Source organism: Lactobacillus sp. ESL0230, assembly GCF_003692805.1.
GTDB lineage: Bacteria > Bacillota > Bacilli > Lactobacillales > Lactobacillaceae > Lactobacillus > Lactobacillus bombicola.
Map to the genome: position 1 here is coordinate 713,978 of NZ_REHI01000006.1, position 19,152 is coordinate 733,129.

18 protein-coding genes are annotated in these 19,152 nt (G+C 34.5%); 1 reads left to right on the forward strand and 17 read right to left on the reverse strand.

Features of this window, described 5'->3' with window-relative positions; genetic code table 11:
- Positions 1–178: 178 nt before the first annotated feature.
- The 10 genes from F5ESL0230_RS05215 to F5ESL0230_RS05260 form a co-directional block, all read right to left on the reverse strand.
- Positions 179–1,954 (reverse strand): oligopeptide ABC transporter substrate-binding protein, encoded by a 1,776-nt coding sequence (locus tag F5ESL0230_RS05215; RefSeq protein WP_122021878.1) that lies wholly within the window; start codon positions 1,952–1,954, stop codon positions 179–181.
- 166 nt (positions 1,955–2,120) lie between these two features.
- Positions 2,121–3,041: an ABC transporter permease gene (locus F5ESL0230_RS05220; RefSeq protein WP_090092731.1), complete on the reverse strand. Its 921-nt coding sequence runs from the start codon at positions 3,039–3,041 to the stop codon at positions 2,121–2,123.
- 12 nt (positions 3,042–3,053) lie between these two features.
- The gene (opp4B, locus tag F5ESL0230_RS05225) at positions 3,054–4,013 is read right to left on the reverse strand and encodes an oligopeptide ABC transporter permease (protein ID WP_090092732.1); all 960 of its coding nucleotides are present in this window, start codon (positions 4,011–4,013) and stop codon (positions 3,054–3,056) included.
- Positions 4,014–4,015: 2 nt separating this feature from the next.
- The gene (locus tag F5ESL0230_RS05230) at positions 4,016–4,993 is read right to left on the reverse strand and encodes an ATP-binding cassette domain-containing protein (protein WP_122021879.1); all 978 of its coding nucleotides are present in this window, start codon (positions 4,991–4,993) and stop codon (positions 4,016–4,018) included.
- A gap of 4 nt (positions 4,994–4,997) precedes the next feature.
- Positions 4,998–6,008, reverse strand: a complete 1,011-nt coding sequence (locus F5ESL0230_RS05235; RefSeq protein WP_122021880.1) for an ABC transporter ATP-binding protein — start codon at positions 6,006–6,008, stop codon at positions 4,998–5,000.
- A 120-nt stretch (positions 6,009–6,128) separates the two neighbouring features.
- The gene (gene acpP, locus F5ESL0230_RS05240) at positions 6,129–6,371 is read right to left on the reverse strand and encodes an acyl carrier protein (RefSeq protein ID WP_122021881.1); all 243 of its coding nucleotides are present in this window, start codon (positions 6,369–6,371) and stop codon (positions 6,129–6,131) included.
- 29 nt (positions 6,372–6,400) lie between these two features.
- Positions 6,401–7,399: a phosphate acyltransferase PlsX gene (plsX, locus tag F5ESL0230_RS05245; protein ID WP_122021882.1), complete on the reverse strand. Its 999-nt coding sequence runs from the start codon at positions 7,397–7,399 to the stop codon at positions 6,401–6,403.
- A gap of 15 nt (positions 7,400–7,414) precedes the next feature.
- A complete protein-coding gene (gene recG / locus F5ESL0230_RS05250; protein ID WP_122021883.1) occupies positions 7,415–9,451 on the reverse strand; it encodes an ATP-dependent DNA helicase RecG in 2,037 nt (678 codons plus the stop codon).
- Between the two features lie 2 nt (positions 9,452–9,453).
- Entirely contained in the window at positions 9,454–11,112 is a 1,659-nt protein-coding gene (locus tag F5ESL0230_RS05255) for a DAK2 domain-containing protein (protein WP_122021884.1), read from the reverse strand.
- A gap of 21 nt (positions 11,113–11,133) precedes the next feature.
- Entirely contained in the window at positions 11,134–11,496 is a 363-nt protein-coding gene (locus tag F5ESL0230_RS05260; protein ID WP_090092743.1) for an Asp23/Gls24 family envelope stress response protein, read from the reverse strand.
- A 167-nt stretch (positions 11,497–11,663) separates the two neighbouring features.
- On the opposite strand from F5ESL0230_RS05260, the gene rpmB reads away from it, so the two are divergent.
- The gene (gene rpmB, locus F5ESL0230_RS05265) at positions 11,664–11,849 is read left to right on the forward strand and encodes a 50S ribosomal protein L28 (RefSeq protein WP_122021885.1); all 186 of its coding nucleotides are present in this window, start codon (positions 11,664–11,666) and stop codon (positions 11,847–11,849) included.
- 89 nt (positions 11,850–11,938) lie between these two features.
- On the opposite strand, the gene F5ESL0230_RS05270 is transcribed toward rpmB, so the two are convergent.
- From F5ESL0230_RS05270 to fmt, 7 genes are read right to left on the reverse strand one after another with little or no spacing between them, the layout of a single operon-like run.
- Positions 11,939–12,622: a thiamine diphosphokinase gene (locus F5ESL0230_RS05270; RefSeq protein WP_122021886.1), complete on the reverse strand. Its 684-nt coding sequence runs from the start codon at positions 12,620–12,622 to the stop codon at positions 11,939–11,941.
- A complete protein-coding gene (rpe, locus tag F5ESL0230_RS05275) occupies positions 12,619–13,269 on the reverse strand; it encodes a ribulose-phosphate 3-epimerase (protein WP_122021887.1) in 651 nt (216 codons plus the stop codon). Before rpe ends, F5ESL0230_RS05270 begins: the two co-directional genes overlap by 4 nt.
- A 13-nt stretch (positions 13,270–13,282) precedes the next feature.
- The gene (gene rsgA, locus F5ESL0230_RS05280; protein ID WP_122021888.1) at positions 13,283–14,176 is read right to left on the reverse strand and encodes a ribosome small subunit-dependent GTPase A; all 894 of its coding nucleotides are present in this window, start codon (positions 14,174–14,176) and stop codon (positions 13,283–13,285) included.
- Positions 14,173–16,137 (reverse strand): Stk1 family PASTA domain-containing Ser/Thr kinase, encoded by a 1,965-nt coding sequence (gene pknB, locus F5ESL0230_RS05285; protein ID WP_122021889.1) that lies wholly within the window; start codon positions 16,135–16,137, stop codon positions 14,173–14,175. The genes rsgA and pknB overlap by 4 nt, the downstream gene beginning before the upstream one ends.
- Positions 16,137–16,883 carry a Stp1/IreP family PP2C-type Ser/Thr phosphatase gene (locus tag F5ESL0230_RS05290; protein ID WP_122021890.1) on the reverse strand — a complete coding sequence of 249 codons (747 nt, stop codon included), beginning with the start codon at positions 16,881–16,883 and terminating at the stop codon, positions 16,137–16,139. The genes pknB and F5ESL0230_RS05290 overlap by 1 nt, the downstream gene beginning before the upstream one ends.
- A gap of 4 nt (positions 16,884–16,887) precedes the next feature.
- Positions 16,888–18,249: a 16S rRNA (cytosine(967)-C(5))-methyltransferase RsmB gene (gene rsmB, locus F5ESL0230_RS05295; RefSeq protein ID WP_122021891.1), complete on the reverse strand. Its 1,362-nt coding sequence runs from the start codon at positions 18,247–18,249 to the stop codon at positions 16,888–16,890.
- Positions 18,200–19,144 carry a methionyl-tRNA formyltransferase gene (gene fmt / locus F5ESL0230_RS05300; protein WP_122021892.1) on the reverse strand — a complete coding sequence of 315 codons (945 nt, stop codon included), beginning with the start codon at positions 19,142–19,144 and terminating at the stop codon, positions 18,200–18,202. Before fmt ends, rsmB begins: the two co-directional genes overlap by 50 nt.
- Between the last annotated feature and the right edge of the window lie 8 nt (positions 19,145–19,152).

Sequence of the window (19,152 nt, forward strand, 5' to 3'; positions counted from 1 at the left end):
AATTACAAATTAATAAAGAACAAGTTAATAAAGAGATTTTAACATTTATATTTTTAAAATCAAGATATTTGTTAATAAATAATTAATAAAAACAGCGCATTAATTTATTAATCTAATTAAACCATAATTTTTTGCAAATAAAAAAGCTCAGTTTTAAACTGAGCTTTTTCACATATTTTTATTTACTAAAGCCAACTTTGCCCCATAATTGGTGCCCATTTGAATTATCGACTGGCTTAGTTGAATAACCTGTCAATTTTTGATTAACAGCTGTTAGTATGTATGAATTATCCATTGGAACTACGTAAGCCTGATTATTCATATAATCTTGCCATTCATGAATTTTTTGAACACGATATTCATGATTAAATGACTTTTCAGAATCAATTTGGTTTAGTAGTTTATTGTTTTCTGAAGTAACAAATCGCGTATAATTCATTGGCGAAGATTCACCGTATAAGGAGGCAGGTGATGGTTCACTTGCTAAACTCCAGCCGGCTATAAAAACATCTACTTCTGGATCATCATTTTGAATTTTATCAGAAAATGAATTAAATTCAGTTAGTCTGCCACTCACTAATTTGACATTTAAGCCAATCTTTTGCCACTGTTGGAGATAGTTTTGGATTGTTGGTTCTTGAACAGAACTTCCTGTCTTTGCTAAAAGATGAATTGTTAATGGTTTACCATTAGGCTGAACTCGCCATTTACCCTTCTTTTTATAACCAGCTTTATCTAATAGAGTATTTGCCTTTTTAAGATTATAATCATATTTTTGAGAATTTTTATTGAAATAATCACCAAATTGTTGCGGAATAAGAGTAGGAATAGGAAAACTTAATCCCGAGGTATATTGTTGATCAACAGAACCAATGTTCATAGCAAAAGCCATTGCTTGACGTAAAGACTTATTATTCATTTTTGCCTGTGCATTCATGACATTTTTGCCCTCCTTATTATCCCACTTACCAACTTTAAAACCCAAATAATTATATGAAAGTGGAATTTGCGCTACAAAGTTAACTCCCTTTGTATCCTTTACTTGATTCCATTGTGAATTAATTACTTGTGCTACATCAAACTTTTGATTTTTAATTGCTTCTGAAGTTGAGTTAGGTGAAATTACTTGAGCGGTAATTTTATCTAGCTTTGGTTTACCGCGCCAGTAATATTTATTAGGCACCCAAGTTACTGCTTCCCCCCGAACAATTTTTTGAACTTGAAATGGACCAAAAAATAATGGTTTTTTTCTAATTTCATCAGCCGATTGTAATTTATCAAATGCAATATTTTTTAAATAGTGATAAGGGGCAGCACTTTCCCAAAAATATCCATTTCCGCTATATAACATTCCTGGCTTCAACGCTTTAAAGTGAATTATCACTGTACGTCCATTATCACCATCAGGCATTTCAATTCCTGAAATTGTATTAGCCTTGCCTTCATGATATTCCTTCATACCAACGATTTCTTCAAATTGACTACTATATCTTTGTGACTTAGTTTTTTTATTGGCTAAAATCTCGTAAGGGTATTCTATATCTTTGGCATTAACCTGCTTACCATCTGACCATTTAACCCCTTCTTTGACCGTAATCGTTATTGTTTTAGTCGTGCGATTAATTTTTAGAATTGCTGGGCCTTTATCAGTAATTTTAAAATTGTTATCTGTATCAAATAGTGCTTCTTCACCTGGTGCTGCTACAGCACCATCAATTGAAGTTGTAGAAAGCTCATCAGAAAAAATTCCTGTAAATGGTGTATCAGTTTCTACTGCATATTTTACCGTACCGCCTTGCCTGGTTTTTTTAACTGGAACAGCTTGCGGAAATTTACTTACTAGCTTTGCATTTTCATTATTGATAGAATTACTATCACTTTTGCCACACGCAGCTAAGGTTAAGGCAACAGTTGCGATGAGACCTGTAAAGCTAATAATTCTTGTTTTGTACATATTATAGAACTCCTATCTAGTCTGGCTAATTATAATTTTTTATATTTGTTATAATAAGACATTGTTTATATTCTAACACAGCGCCCAATAACTGACTAATCACAGGTTTCACTATAAAAAGCAATATAAAAAAGCCTTGCCAAAGCAAAGCTTTTTTATAGTTTATTTAATTTTCTCTTTGTCTTGCGTCACCTGCACGTTGGAGTGCTCGACCTACATAGTTAATGCTTAATGATATTGCTAATAACATAACAGTAGCTGGTAACCACAACCAAGGACGGTTAACGACATTAACCGGATCGTTGGCAAAACCAATTAAAGTTCCTAGAGAAGGCGTTGTTGGTGGTAAACCATAACCAATAAATGACAAAGTAGTTTCAATACCGATATTACCAGCAATTGTTAACACAACATCAATAATTAACATTGACGTAATATTCGGTAATACTTCACGAAACATAATTTTTAGATCTGATGAACCAGAAGTCTTAGATGCAAGAACATAGTCGCGATCGCGTTGTGATAAAACAAAGGCCCTAAAATATCTTGCAGTATTGGTCCATCCAAATACCGAAATAATCCAAACCAAACTCCACGCACTGTAATGCGGAATAACTGTAACTAAAACAATTTCAATTGGCATTCTCGGTAAAACTTGCACAAAGTCAACAATTCTCATAATAATGGCATCAATGTAACCACCATAATAGCCAGATACTAATCCAACCACTAGCCCCACTAGTTCACAGACAGCAGTAACACCGAGTCCAATTAAAATTGAATTGCGGCCACCCATAATTAAGAGATTAACAATGTCACGGCCACCATCATCTGTACCAAATAAGTGACCATTAACTCCCCAACCGTTATAGGCATCGATAATGTTAATCTCAGTAACTTTGCTAGAATCTAAGAATAAAGATCCACCAAAAGTAAACAACAAAATTAAAACAATAATAATAAATGCAGTTAAAGCAACTTTGTCTTTAACAATTTCCCGCACAACCACTTTAAAACTTGAGGCAGGAGAAGAAATTTTTGCTTTTTTTACTTCTGTTTTTGAAGCATTCTTTTTCTTATCAGACATTCCTCTTCCTCCTTACTTAATTCTTATTCTTGGATCAACAATACTCATAATGATATCGGACAATAAATTACCAAGTAAAGTTAAAGTACCAAAAATTAAAATTAATGCCGTTAAAGTAGTATAATCACGCTGACCAATCGAATCTAGGAATAATTTTCCCATTCCTGGGTAACTGAAAACCATTTCAACCACCATTGAGCCACTCAATAACCCAGTAATTACTGTACCGAATGAAGATGCAATTGGTAGTAATGAGTTACGCAAAATATGTTTATTAAAAACAACATTATCCGGAACACCTTTACTGTGTGCTGTACGAACATAATCTTCAACTTTATTGTCAACAATACCAGTTCTAAGGTATTGCACAATCGAGGTTGTAGTAATTAATGCTGATAAAATTGCTGGTAAGAGGATATGATACAGTTGACTACCCAAAGTGCCCCAAAATCCTGAAGCATTTGGTGAGACTGAACCTGAAATAGGGAACCAACCCAAAGTAAAACCAAACAACCAAATTCCTAAAATGAAAAATACAAACGCTGGCACAGCAAAAGTTATATAGTTAAAAATTTGAACTGTTTGATCTTGCCACTCATCTTGATGACGACCAGCAGTCACACCTAAAGGAATAGATATTGCATAACAAATAATTGTCGTTAATAGTGATAGCCAAAATGTATTTACAGCTCGATCAGCAATTAGTGAAGTTACAGGAACATGCTGGATATAACTGGTACCCATATCACCCTTGAACAAATTACCCACCCAACGAGCATATTGTACTGGAGCTGGATCATTCAAACCTGCTGCTTGCTTTAAAGCGGCAAGTTGCTTGGGATCCGTATTAGGATTTATTTGTCCACTAAACGGGTCACCGGGCATCATTTTAGCCAAGAAGAAGACTAAAATACTCAAAATGATCAATTGTGGGATCATGATTAATATACGTCTTAAGACTGTTTTCCACATGATTAGTCTCTCCCCTTTTCATTTAATTCTTCTTGTATTACTTCATCTTTAGGCAAGGCTACCCAGTGATTACCAGAAACTTGTTGTAAAGGATAGACACAACCATTTTTGTCATACCACTTACTTTGATCGTTTTGAAATTCCAATTCAACTTCTTGCCGATGCTTTTTATGTTCTGTTCTATTTTCAACATCAACCACTGGAATCGCCGATAATAGTCGCTTGGTATAAATGTGCATTGGATGATTATAAATATCTGCTCTACTGCCAATCTCTACCAAACGTCCACGGTGCATAATTGCTAAGTTTTCAGACATATGCTTAACAACACCCAGGTCGTGTGAAATAAACAAATAAGCAATGTTATATTGTTGTTGAATATGCTTCATAAAATTCAATACTTGAGCTTGAACCGATAAGTCTAAGGCACTAGTTGGTTCATCCGCAACAATTAATCTTGGATTAGTTGCAACTGCGCGCGCAACACCAATTCTTTGTCTTTGACCGCCCGAAAATTCATGTGGAAACTTATAAATTGCGTCACTAGGCATCCCAACAATATCTAATAACTCTTGTACTCGAGTACGTTCTTGATCAGTAGTCAGATTTTCAAAATTGCGAATTGGCTCGGCAATAATATCTTCAATTCTTTTTCGTGGATTCAAACTTGACATTGAATCTTGAAAGATCATTTGAACGTCTTTATTGTAGTTAAGTTTACGCCGATTACTTGGCTTTGTCACATCAACATCTTTATAAATAATTTGTCCACTAGTAACTGGTTCAACGCCAACAATTGCTTTACCAGTCGTTGATTTACCTGAACCGGATTCACCAATTAAACCGTATGTTTCACCTTCGTTAATTGTAAGACTCACATCATCAACAGCACGAACATAATCTGTTATACGATTCCAAAAACCTGATCTAATCGGATAATGAACCTTTAAATTCTTAACTTGAATAATTTCTTTAGCCATAAAACTACTCCCCACCTACTTCATCTTGAAAGTGGAACGTTTTCCAGCAAGTACATCTTACCCAGTGATTAGGTCCAACTTCATGCATTATTGGCTCTTGTTCATGAGCACTTGCAGGAATCCAAGGAATTCTTGCGGCAAAGCGGTCACCTTCATGAGGCATATTTTGTAATGATGGAACTGTTCCTTGAATAACATGTAAATCTTCATCTTCATCTTCAGATTGCGGCATTGAATTCAAAAGAGAACGAGTATAAGGATGCAAAGGATTTTCAAAAATAGTTTTTACATCTGCTTTTTCGACTACCTGTCCAGCATACATGACAGCAACTTGGTCAGCTGTTTCGGCAACAACGCCTAAGTCATGTGTAATTAGGATAATACCAGAATGAGATTGACGCTGAATATCTTCTAGTAAATCTAAAATTTGGGCTTGGATAGTAACATCTAAAGCAGTTGTTGGCTCATCAGCAATAATTACTTCTGGTTTGCAGGCAATTGCCATTGCAATAACAATTCGCTGACGCAAACCACCTGAAAGCTCAAAGGGATACATGGCATAAGTTGACTCGGGTTTTGGCATCCCTACTTGATTGAACAACTCAATTACACGATTGTGCCGCTCTTGTTCATTCATATCAGTATGATAATAGAGTGTTTCAGCTACTTGGTCTCCAACTCTCATTAACGGATTAAGACTTGCAAGCGGATCTTGAAAAATCATTCCAATTTTATTTCCTCGAATCTTATCAAATAAGGATTCGTTCAAACCTACAAGATTTAATTCATTGTACATAATATCGCCAGTTACTTTTGTATTTTTATGGTCATATAAACCAATAATACTTGCAGCAATTGTACTCTTACCACAACCAGATTCACCTACAACTGATAAAATCTCATCACGCTTCAATGTTATATTAATATCATCAGCAGCATCATAAAATTTTCCTTGTAAACGGTAAGCAGTATGCAAATGCTGGATGTCTAGCAAGAGATCACTTTGTTTTTCCAAAGGTCATTTCCCCTCTCAAATTTTCAAAGAATTTATTAAAGATATTTAATAAATTTATTTAATTTCTAATTATATACATTAAATCGACTACATGCAAATTACAAGACGACTTTTTTAAAATTATTTTTGATGAGAAGTAATGTAATTGACTGCATCACCAACAGTTTTGATTTTTTCTGCATCCTCATCAGAAATTTCTGAGCCAAACTCATCTTCTAATTGCAAAATAAACTCAACTAAGTCTATAGAATCAGCATCAAGATCATTAGTAAAATCAGTATTTAAGGTGATTTTATCTTTATCAACCTCTAAGTTATCAGCTAAAATATCACGAATTTTGATAAAAATTTCTTCTTCAGTCATCATTTTCTCCTTTTTACCCTAACTTTAAATTATTTTTTATGATCAAATTCCTGTCTAAATTGATCAATTATTTTTTCACTTAAAATTTTATCTATTTGCTTAATCGTATAATAAACTGCACGCTTATCAGAACGACCATGCGTTTTAACTACTGGCGCATCTGTTCCCAGTAAAACTGCCCCACCATATTTATCAACATCGAATTTTGATATAAGTCCTTTTAAAGCACTTTTAATCATTAATGCACCTATTTTGGTGATTGGTCCATTGTTTAGCAGACTATCCTTTAACAAATGAATTAAAACGCTTGAAGTTCCTTCAATGTTTTTAAGAACTGCATTCCCAGTAAAGCCATCAGTTGCAACAACATCTGCTTTACCGTCCAGCAACTCGTTGCCTTCAATATTACCAATAAAGTTAAGATTACTTTTACGTAATAACTCGTATGCCTGCTGATGCAGGTCATCGCCTTTATCACTTTCAGCCCCATTATTCAGCAGAGCAACTTTAGGATTTTTAATTCCTCTGATTTTTTCAGCATAATATGCAGCCATTTTTGCCCAATCAAGGAGATACTCCGGGCGGCTCTTAGCATTCGCTCCTACATCAATCATATTGAATCCATCATCAGAATTTTTAACCGGTAATGTTGGCATAAATCCAGGGCGCGCTACTCCCTTAATTCGTCCAATAATAAAAATCCCACAGGCTAAGATTGAGCCTGTATTTCCTAAGGAAAGAAGTGCATCTGCTTTTTTTTGTTTAACATACTGTGCAGCGACCACTAGGGAAGAATCTTTCATAGTACGAATTGCTTTAACCGGCTCATCTTCATCCTTAATCACCTGAGTGGTTGCCACAATTGCTATTCTTTCTTTATCCTGGCCAATTAAATTAGTTATTTTTTCTTCGTCACCAAAAAGAATAAACCTTGTATTCTTTAGTTCAGCTTTTGCTTGTAAAACAGCTTGGACGATTGCCTCTGGGGCATTTTCTCCGCCCATTGCATCAATTGCAATTGTTTTCATTTTTACCAATCTTTTCTAAGTTCTTTCTTGCTGTAATTGTTTATATTCTAGTACCTGCTTAAGGTTTTTATGTATTGACTGTTGTAAATCTGGATCCTGTGTTATGACATCTCTAGCTACTTGTTGTGCCACTACTAGTGTCTCATAGTTATTAACGACATTGCCAACTTGAAACTCGGGTAAACCTGACTGTGCTTTACCAAATAAATCACCTGCACCCCGCATTTTCAAATCTGCCTTTGCAAGTTTAAAGCCATCTGTTGTTGCTGAGACTGTCTGCATCCTTGTTTTACCAATTTCTGTTTTCGGATCAGCTAAAAAAACACAATAGCTTTGAGTTTTTCCTCTACCAATCCTACCACGTAATTGATGCAACTGGCTCATACCAAAGCGATCAGCATTATAGATTATCATCATATTAGCATTAGCCACATCTACGCCAACTTCAATTACACTAGTTGCTACTAAAATATCAATTTCTCCTGTAGCAAAAGCCATCATAATTTCGTCTTTTTTAGCTCCGGGCATTTGTCCATGTAATAAAACTACCTTTTGTTTAGGAAAATCATGAGATAGTTTCTCAAAAAGTTGTTCAGAAGTTTTTAAATCTAACGATTCAGATTCTGTAATTAATGGTGTCACTGCATAAATTTGGAAACCCTGGTTTAATTGTTTCTGCATCAATTTGTACACATCATTTATTTGACTACTAGTTTTCCAAACAGAAATAATCTGTTTTCGGCCCGCTGGCAGATGTCGTATTTCAGAAATTGCGGTATTCCCGTATATTGTTAAAGCAAGAGTACGCGGGATAGGCGTAGCTGTCATCGTCAATACATCTGGCCGATCACCCTTATTAATTAAGGTTTGCCTTTGACCTACACCAAAGCGATGCTGCTCATCAATAATTACTAAACCTAATTTTTTAAAAATAACTTTAGCTTGAATTATAGCATGGGTACCAACCACAATATTAAGTGTCCCATCAGCCAATTCCTTATATATTTCTCGTCGTTCCAGTGTTTTGGTTGTACCCGTTAAGAGAGCTGTTTTTATCCCAAATGGACTTAGTAATTCATCAATTTTTTTAAAATGTTGCGTAGCCAAAATTTCTGTAGGTACCATTAAAGCCACTTGATAACCAGCTGTAACTGCTGCAAACATTACATAAACAGCAACAATTGTTTTTCCCGATCCAACATCTCCTTGTAATAAACGATTCATTTGTCGATTAGAATGTAAATCAGCAAAAATCTCATTAATCACTTGCTTTTGATCCGCCGAAAGTTCAAATGGCAACATGCTATTTAATTTTGTTACTTCAGTTAAATCATATTTTTTAGCAAATCCAATACTTTTAGCATTAAAGTTATTTAAAAATGCCAGTTCAATTTCAAAAATAAAAAATTCACGAAAAATTGCACTTCTTTTAGCAATCATAGCTTCTTTACCATTTTTAGGATGATGCATCTTTACTATTATCTCTTGTTCATCTAATAGTCGATACTTCTTACGTATAGCAGAGGGTACCACGTCACCTATTTCTGGTAAAAAATCTGCTATAGCCAGGTCAATTAAATCCGTCAATTTTTTCTGTCTAAGATGCCGATTAACTGAATAAATTGGTGCCATACCGCTATCATTTGCTTTTGCTGCTACAAATTTAAAAGCTGACAAACTTTGCTTGGCCAAATTATATTTACCATATATTGCTACTTCTTGACCAATTACAATTTTTTCTTTAAGCCAAGGTTGATTAAAAAAATTGACCATGACAACATCATGGTCAATCATTAATTTGAAACTCAAACGGCTTTTTTTATAGCCAAATCTACTTACAAAAGCTTCCGTAGCAACGATTCCCTTTAGCATTACTTTTTGACCATCCATGATCTGATCAAGAGGAATTGTTTGTAATTCATCATAGCGAAAAGGAAAATAAAAAAGTAAATCGTAAATACTATAAATTCCAAGGCTTCCAAGTATTGCAGCAGTTTTTGTCCCTACTCCTTTTAAATCAGTTACGGGAGCAAATACCTTACTTGCATCCATTTTTATTCCACAGAAATTAAGAAATTATACACTGGTTGACCACCATCATGAACTTCAAATTCCAAGTCATCATGCTTTGCTTCAAGAGCGGCTATAATTTGATCTGCTTGCTCTTTATTGGAATCACGGCCATACATTACCGTAATAATTTCTGAATCTTCATCTAACATCTTCTCAATCATATTTACAGTTGAGTTAATTAAATCAACTGTTGCCACTTGAATGTCACCATCAATAATACCAAGATAGTCATCTTTATGGATATCAATCCCATTAATGTTAGTATCCCGGTTAGCCTGAGTAACTTCGCCAGAAACAACTGTTTCAAGTGCCATTGTCATGCTTTCAATATTGTCTTCAAGACTAGCATCTTGATCAAACGATAACATTGCTGTTAATCCTTGAGAAATCGTCTTAGTTGGAACAATTCCAACTGGAATATCACTAACTTCTGCTGCCTGCTTAGCTGCCATCACAATGTTGCCATTATTTGGCAATACAATCGCTTGCTTAGCACCAGATTTTTTAATTGCATCAATAATATCCTGAGTTGAAGGATTCATTGTTTGTCCACCAGAAATAATTCGGTTGACTCCTTCACTTTCAAACAGCTTTCTAATCCCATTTCCAGACGCAACTGCAATCACAGCAAAATCAACACTTTCCTGATTTTCTTCATTACTGTTGACAATTGTTTCATGTTGTATCCGCATGTTATCAATTTTTATTTTGCCTAATTGACCAAATTGACTACCATAAGTAAAGATTTCACCCGGATGCTCTGTATGAATATGTACTTTAGCAACTTCATCGTCTGAAACGGCTAGTAATGAATCACCTAATTTTGAAAGATAACTTCTAAACTCTTCCAGATTAAAGGCTTTTTTATTAGGAATATCGGCAGTTAAATCAACCATAATTTCCGTACAATAACCATGATCTATATCCTGAGTAGAAAGCTGGGATTGAACTGATTGATGATGCATTGCATTAATCATTTCATCCATTTCACCTTCATCTGGTTGATAGCGATCGGCAAAGCTTTCTCCTAAAAGTCCTTCTAAAAAGCCCTCATAAATAAATAGTAAGCCTTGACCACCAGAATCAACTACACCTACTTGCTTTAATACCGGTAATAAGTCGGGGGTTGTTTTTAATGCTCTTTTTGCACCTTCAACAATGGCCTTCATTACTTCTTCAACATCATCAGTTTCATTAGCTTTATTAACACCATCTTGAGCTGCCACGCGAGCAACCGTTAAAATAGTACCTTCAACTGGTTTCATTACAGCTTTATATGCTGTAGCTACACCATTAGAAAAAGCATTAGCCAATTCTTGTGCATTTAAAGTCTGCATCCCCTGGGTAGCTTTATAAATACCTCTAAATAATTGTGAAGAAATAACACCACTATTTCCCCGTGCCCCCATTAACATACCTTTAGCTAGACTTTCAGTCAAATCACCAACGCTTGAGCTAGTGTTTTCACTAACAGCTTTAGCTCCGCTTTCAATAGTCAAATTCATATTTGTGCCAGTGTCACCATCTGGTACAGGAAAAACATTCAACGAGTTAATAAACTCTGCATTACGACCTAATCTATGGGTTGCAACACGAACCATATCCCTAAATTTTTTACTATCTATTTCCTTTAAAACCAATATCCTAAACCTCCGCTTGAATTATTCGTCAAGCACTTTAACACTTTGAACGATGACATTAACAGCCTTAGTATCAATTCCAAGCTGATTTTTCAAGTTAAATTTTACGCTGTCTTGTACATTACGACTTACTTCTGAAATTTTCAATCCATAACCTACAATAATATAAACATCAACTGTAATCATATTATCTTCTGACTTGACAACTACACCACGTTTATAATTTGCACGGTTAAGAATTCCATCAAATCCATCACGAATTGCATTCTTTGATGCCATTCCAACAACTCCGTAGTTGGATGTAGCTGCGCTACCAACGACAGTTGCAATTACTCCGTTTGAAATATCAATCAAACCATCTTTTGTTTTGATTTTTACAGCCATATTTATCCTCCATATCATTGTTCTCGATATTATGAATCTATTTTATCATAGTAATCAAGTATTAAGGGAAAATCCTATTCATAAAAAATACTTTTTAGAGTTGCAATGATTTTTAAATTATGCTATCTTAATTGAGTATGAAAACACAAATAAAGGAGGTTTAGCAAATGGCAAAAGATTATTTAACTGGTAAAAAGACCACTTTTGGTAATACACGTTCACACGCATTGAATTCGTCACGTCGTACATGGAAGCCAAACCTTCAAAAAGTTCGCATTCTTGTTGATGGTAAACCAAAACGTGTTTGGATTTCAACTAAGACTTTAAAGTCTGGTAAAGTTACTCGCGTATAATAAAAAAGCTGACGACTAATAATTGCCGCCAGTTTTTTTTATTTTAAATTAAAACCATTTTCTGTCTAATTATTATAGAAAATGGTTTTTTAAATTTTCTGAAATCGATTGATATCTTTCGACTGTATCACAGCAACAACGCCTTCATTGAAAGATAAATTGACTAAGTTATGTTGTACAAATTCATTTGAGCTAAAAGATATTGGGTATGAATTAAAGTAACTAGATAAATTATATTTTGCGCCATTAATATTTAAATTTTTTACTTCTGATAGTGTAACTATTCCAAAATATGTATAACCTGGCCGTCTTTTTATTGTATGATTACCAGGATTATAAAATTTAACTAGATTTTGCCGATCAATAATTTCTATTTTTTCAGCCCAAGCATTAAACTCAGGTTTAAGCATCATTAACATGTTCGTCATAAAGTGATCAAGTCGCCCGCCAGTAGCTCCTAAAAGTGTTAAAAAATTTATCTGATAATCTTCAAAAGCATATTTTAACATCAATTCAGTATCAGTTAAATCTTTTTCTGGTACCGAATAGCGCATGTCAGGAATATATTGTTCAATAATATTTAATTCATTTTTTTTAAGCGAATCAAAGTCGCCCACAGCTAAATCTGGTACTAATCCTAATTCCGCTAAAAGTATACTCCCTCGGTCAACACCAATTAGTAAGGAGTCTCTTTTTTTTGCCGCAAAAATTGGTTTTTTCATAAAGGCTGGCCACTGTGATTTAGGACCGCCTAATAATGCAACAGCCTTCATTTTAAGATCCTATCCAATTCGTTAATTTGCGCTACAACACTTTCTTGACAAAATAAATATGACCCCGCAACAAAAATCTCTGCCCCGGCTTCCTGGGCTAATTTTGCAGTTTGCCTATTTATTCCACCATCGACCTCAACTGGAATCTTGCTTGCTAACATAACTTTGGCTTGGCGAATTTTTTCACACGATTCAGCAATAAATTTCTGCCCGCCAAAGCCGGGATAAACTGTCATAATTAATAATTGATCAATTTTTGGTATAAAGGGGGGTAAAACCGTTAAAGGGGTATCAGGATTAAGTACAAGACCGACTCTAACTTGATGTTGCTTTAAGTAGTCAATCCATTTATTCAATTCAGCAGTATCCATTGCTTCATAATGCAACAACATTAAATCAGCCCCCGCTTTAACAAAAGCTGGAACCATTATTTCTGGTTTATTACTCATTAAGTGTACTTCAGCTTCAAGCTTAGGAAAAGTCTTCTTAAAATCACTTACTACTTGTGGTCCAAAAGATAGATTAGGAACAAAATGTCCATCCATAATATCAATATGGAATCTTTTGATTCCTGCTTGAGCTGCTACTTGAATATCATTTTTTAAATCTAGATTATTAATATTTAAAATTGAAGGTGCTATCATCATTTTTTCTTTCTTCTTACTTTAAGTATTCTGGAAGCCGCCCATGTTCAATTTCTGTTCTCATAAGCAAGTAATTATCATAGCGACTTTGCTTTATTTGTTTTTTTTCAATTAAATTTTTAACTTCGCACTTAGGCTCTTTAAGGTGTTGACAACCACGAAATTTACAACTACCACTCACTCGTTTAAATTCGACAAAGTAATTACACAACTCGTTTATTTTAATTGGTGTAAAGTCAATTGCAGAAAAGCCGGGCGTATCAGCTAAATATCCATGACCTATGCGGAAAAGTTGGACCATTCTTGTTGTATGCTTGCCTCGATTTAAACTAGAAGATATGGCCGCCGTTTTTTGCTTTAAGCTCTTTTTAAGATGATTAATTAATGTCGACTTTCCTGCCCCCGATTGCCCAGCCAGGGTCCAAATCTGGTTGGGCTTAATAATAGTAGCCAAATTTTGCGCAAAATCTTCCCAATTATAAATAACTTGATAACCAAGTTGGGTATAATAATTGAGATTTTGCTTAATTTCAGTCAATTGTGGTGCACTAACTAAATCAGTCTTAGAAAGATAAATACTAACTGCAACCTTTTGCCAAGAAAAAAATGTTAAATAGCGATCAAGTAATTGCAAAGAAAATTCGGGTTCCACAGCAGAAATAACCAATAAAACTTGATCAACATTTGCGACTGCAGGTCGTCCGATTAAATTTGTTCGCGCATAAACTTCAACTAAATAATTCATTCCATGTTCATCAAGTTGTATTTTTACTCGATCACCTACGGTCGGCTTTTGTTTATTTTTACGAAAAATTCCGCGCGCTCTTGTACGCTCAATCCCGTTGCTTGTTTGAACATCATAAAATCCTGCAATTGAACTGACAATAATTCCTTCTACCTGCTTATTCATTTATGAACCTTTTCATTTAAAATCGTTTGTCCATCACGAACAACCTTTAATATACCCGAATTATTTTTTAGTACAAAAGGTATTGAAAAATTGACATCTCGTTTAATATACAAATCACGATAAATATTTTTTACGGAGTGACTATCATCACTTATATATATTTGAACATGGTTTTGCTTGCTATCAGTAGCTCCCTCATTGTTTTCATAATTGACAGTGAAAGTCTTGATAACCGTAAAGTCTTGTTCCTTTTTGGGGCCTTCAGAAACACTAACGATAACAGTACTACCACGTTGAACTGCTGTTCCAGCGGAAGGACTCATAGAAATAATCATACCTTTTTTGACCTTATTTGAATAAGTTGGACTAACTTGCAAAATCAAATTATGCCTATGTGCATATATCTGCGCACTCTTCAAAGAATATGTACTTAAATCAGGTAATTTAACCAGATTATGATCAATATGATCATTTCGACCTTTAGAAACACTAAGTGTAATCGTTGTTTGGGCCGGCTTAACCTCTACATCTGCTGCAATACTTTGAGAAATAACATTCTCTGGCGCAACACTATTTGAAAATTGATTTGCTCGTAGAACTTGAAAACCCATGCTTTCAAGTTTATTTACTGCCACTTGATAATTTTCACCTGTTACATCGGGAACACGAATCATTTTTGCACCATCAGAAACATAGAGATTAACATAGCGCCCTTGCTTAATATTTTTTCCAGCAGGTGGTGAGGTTTTAATAATCTTACCTTCTTCAACGCTATTAGAATTTTTATGCTTTATGCTACCTATTTTTAATCCTAAATTCTCCAGACGACTACGTGCCCTACTTTCAGTTAAATTCGTTACATTAGGAACACGAACTTCATTATTGTTCCTACCAAAAAGCACAAAAAACATTAAACCAACTACTGTTATGGCTGCTAATCCAACAAAAATCCACCACCATTTATATTTACGCAAATTCTGAAAAAAAATAGGACTTTTCTTTTGCTTACCTTTAGCTATACTTTTTTTTGCTTGTTCTGTTGTCGCATTCGTTCTATTCGCTTTAAAGTTTGGTAATACAATTGTTTCATCATTATTTAAACCATTACTAGCTGAAAATGGGGGTTCATTTGCCCGCTGTTTTTCTAAACTTGTATCTAAATCAACTTGCATTTCATAAGCTGACGCGTATCTAAGACGTGGATCCTTAGCTGTTGCCCTTAAAACCACATTTTCTAAAGACTGCGGCACTTTTTCATCTTTTTCTTTAATTGAAGGAATCGGCTCTTGAGCATGTTTTAATGCAATAGCAACGGCCGAGTCACCATTAAAGGGCACTGAACCTGTAATTAATTCATAAAGAATTATGCCTAAAGAATAAATATCGGATTGCTTAGTAACTAAGCCACCTCGAGTTTGCTCGGGTGACATATAGTGAACAGAACCAACAGCTGAGTTAGTTTGTGTAACAGAATTTTGATTTAAGGCAACGGCAATGCCAAAATCAGCAATCTTAATATTGCCTCTTTTATCCATTAAAATATTTTGTGGTTTTAAATCACGATGGATCACATTATGTTTATGAGCTAGTGTCATTGCACTTAAAATTTGATCCATTATACGGATCACATCATGTAAATCAAGAGGCGTATTTTTTCTAATATAATCTTTTAAATCTGGTCCATCAACATATTCCATGACCATGTATGGTAAGCCATAGTCCGTGCCTACATCTAAAACCATAACGATATTGGGATGACTAAGTTCACTAGTAGCTAACGCTTCACGCTGAAAACGAGCTAAAATTTGCGGTTCTTTTTGTAAATCCATGCGTAGAATCTTAACAGCAACTTTTCGTTGTAAAATAATATCCTCAGCCAGATATACATTAGACATTCCGCCTTCGCCTAGAGTATCTATAATACGATAACGATCACCTAGCAAATAGCCCCTATTTATCATTATTTTTCACCGCCTTCATCCAAAATTAGGCAAACAGTGATATTATCTCCCCCACCTAAGCGATTTGCTTCATCAATTAATTTTTGACACCGCTCTTTAAGGGACAAGTCTTTAGTTGCTAAAACTTGTTGGATTTGCGGATCACTCAAGGAATTAGTTAAACCGTCGGTACATAATAAAATAAGATCATGCTTTTTTAAATTGATTTGACAAAATTCTGGATCAATTGTGCTAGAAACACCTAATGATTGCGTAATAATATTTTTTTGCGGATGGTTTTTCGCCTGCTGCTTAGTAATTTGTCCCATTTTTACTAACTCATTAACGAGGGAGTGATCTTCTACTAATTGAGTAAATTTACCTTCCGTGTAGCCATATGCACGTGAATCACCTAAATGTGCAATTATTGCTTCAGTGTTAAAGACAATTGCTAAAACAATCGTAGTACCCATACCATTAAGATCTGGAAATCGATCTGCAGTATGTAAGATTGTATCATTTTCTACTTTAAGCTGAACATCTAGCCACTTATGGGCACTAGAGCAATCATTAAAGTCAGTCATACTGAAGCTATGCCCTAAATGGCTTACAGCCATTGTTGAAGCAACATCCCCACCTTGATGACCACCCATTCCATCACAAACAATGGCCATTACTGCATTATTCTTATTTTTAAAAACCTGTACAAAATCTTGATTACTTTTTCGTATTTTTCCAATACTCGAAGCAAAAGCTGTTCTTATCAAAACGTTAACCTCGTACTACAAATTTAGAAATGAAAAATCCATCGCTACCATAACCATCTGGCAAAATTTTTAGCATCCCATTAGGTGCTTGCATTTTAGCTGCTTTAAATGGTTTTAATTCAAATTCCGGATGTTTTTTAAGAAAAATTTTTACCACATCTTCATCTTCTTCTTGTGTAATTGTACAAGTAGAATATACTAATTCGCCACCACTTCTTAGCAATGAACACACATGATCCAGTATTTGCAATTGGATTTTTTGCAAGTCAGTTAAATCAGTCAACTTCTTATTATAACGAATTTCCGGCTTGCGGCGAATTAAACCTAATCCTGAACATGGTGCATCAACTAAAACTTTATCAAATTTACCGGCTGCAAAAGTTTGATCAGCATTTCTAGCATCTAGAGCCTTAGTTGTTACTCGCTTACTGACTTTCATCCTTTGACAATTTTGTTCAACTAAATGCAATTTATTTTCATGAATATCTAACGCAATAACATTCCCCTGTGGAATATTTTCTGCTATTTGCACTGTTTTTCCACCAGGAGCACTACAAGCGTCTAATACTTGCTCATTACCAACAAAATCAAAAGCTTGTACTGCTAAACTAGCTGCCTCATCTTGAATAGTTATTTCACCATTTTTAAATAAACTAGTTTTACTAATTCCACCATGACTTACAATTAATTCATTCAAATTTAATATCGATTCTTGTGGATTAAAACCCAATTGATTCATCTCTGAAATCACATTAGCCAAATTAGTAGTTTGCGAAACACGGACTATATTTTTAGCAGGTTCATTAATGCTAGAAAGAATACTCGCTGTACGTTCTGCTCCCCAATGTTTTAACAAATATTCAACTAACCATTCAGGTACGCTCTCTTTTACACTTAAATAAAATGGCAAATTATCTATAGTAGGTAAAATTGGCTGACGACGAATTAAAGCACGCAAAACACCATTAACTATTCTAAAACCGTTAGAATTAACTTTGCCAAATTGCTTAGCTAATTTATTTGCTTCATTTAAAACCGCCCGATTTGGTACCTTATCCATAAAGATAATCTGATAAGCAGACATCAATAATAGCGGTCTTAAATAAATTTCTTTTAACTTAGTTTTTATTAAATCGTGTAATTGATATTCTAAATAAATTTTATATTGAATAGTACCATAAACTATACGCGTAGCAAAATTTGAATCATTCGCAGATAAATGTGCTTTTTGCAACTCATTATTCAAACTAATATTTGAATATGAATCCTTCTCTAAAACACGAATCAATGTATCTAAGGCAACTGCACGGGCACTTCTATTCGTCAATAATCTTTTCTCCCACTTTAAATTTATCACCTTGACCATTTAAAAAGTTCTTGATGGGCATTCTTTTCTTGCCTGCAGGCTGTACCTCTGTCAAATCTAACACACTTCCACTCGCCATAGTAATAGCAAAGCGACCTTTGTTATTAGCTAAACTTCCTGCTGGTAAAACTGATTTTTCTGAGCTAACTCGTGCTTGCCAAACTTTAAAGCGCTTGCCATTTACCTTTAAGTACGCTCCAGGATTGGGATTAAGACCACGAATTAAATTATTTGCTTCTTGTGCAGTCATATTGAGCTTAATTTGCTCTTGTTCCTTACTAATATTAGGTGAAAAAGTAACCCCAGCAGAGTCTTGTGGCGCTTTTATATTCGGATGAGCAATGATTTGAGGTAAAGTTTTAAGTAATAAATCACGCCCAACAATTGCTAATTTATTAAAAACTGTACCCGCAGTATCTGTAGCAGCTATTTTTATTGCTTCTTGCGCATAGATGTCGCCGGCATCCATTTCTTTTACCATTTCCATAATGGTTACACCAGTTTCAGTATCACCATTAATTATTGAATATTGAATTGGTGCTCCTCCGCGATATTTAGGTAAAAGTGAGCCATGAACATTAACAGCTGCTATTTTTACTGAATTTAAAAATTTACTTGGTAAAAATTGACCATAAGCTGCAGTTATAATTAAATCAGCATGTAAATTAATTAAAGCTTCTAATTCTTGTGACTTTGGTAATTTAATTGGTTGAAAAATAGGTAAATTAAGCTCTTCGGCTACTATTTTTACTGGCGTTTTTTTAAGGCTTTGTTTACGACCAACTTTTTTATCAGGTTGAGTTACCACAGCCTTAATTTCATAACCGTTTTCAACCAGGCCTTTCAAAATTGGCACTCCAAAATTAGGCGTACCCATAAAAATTACAGATGTCATTTACATAT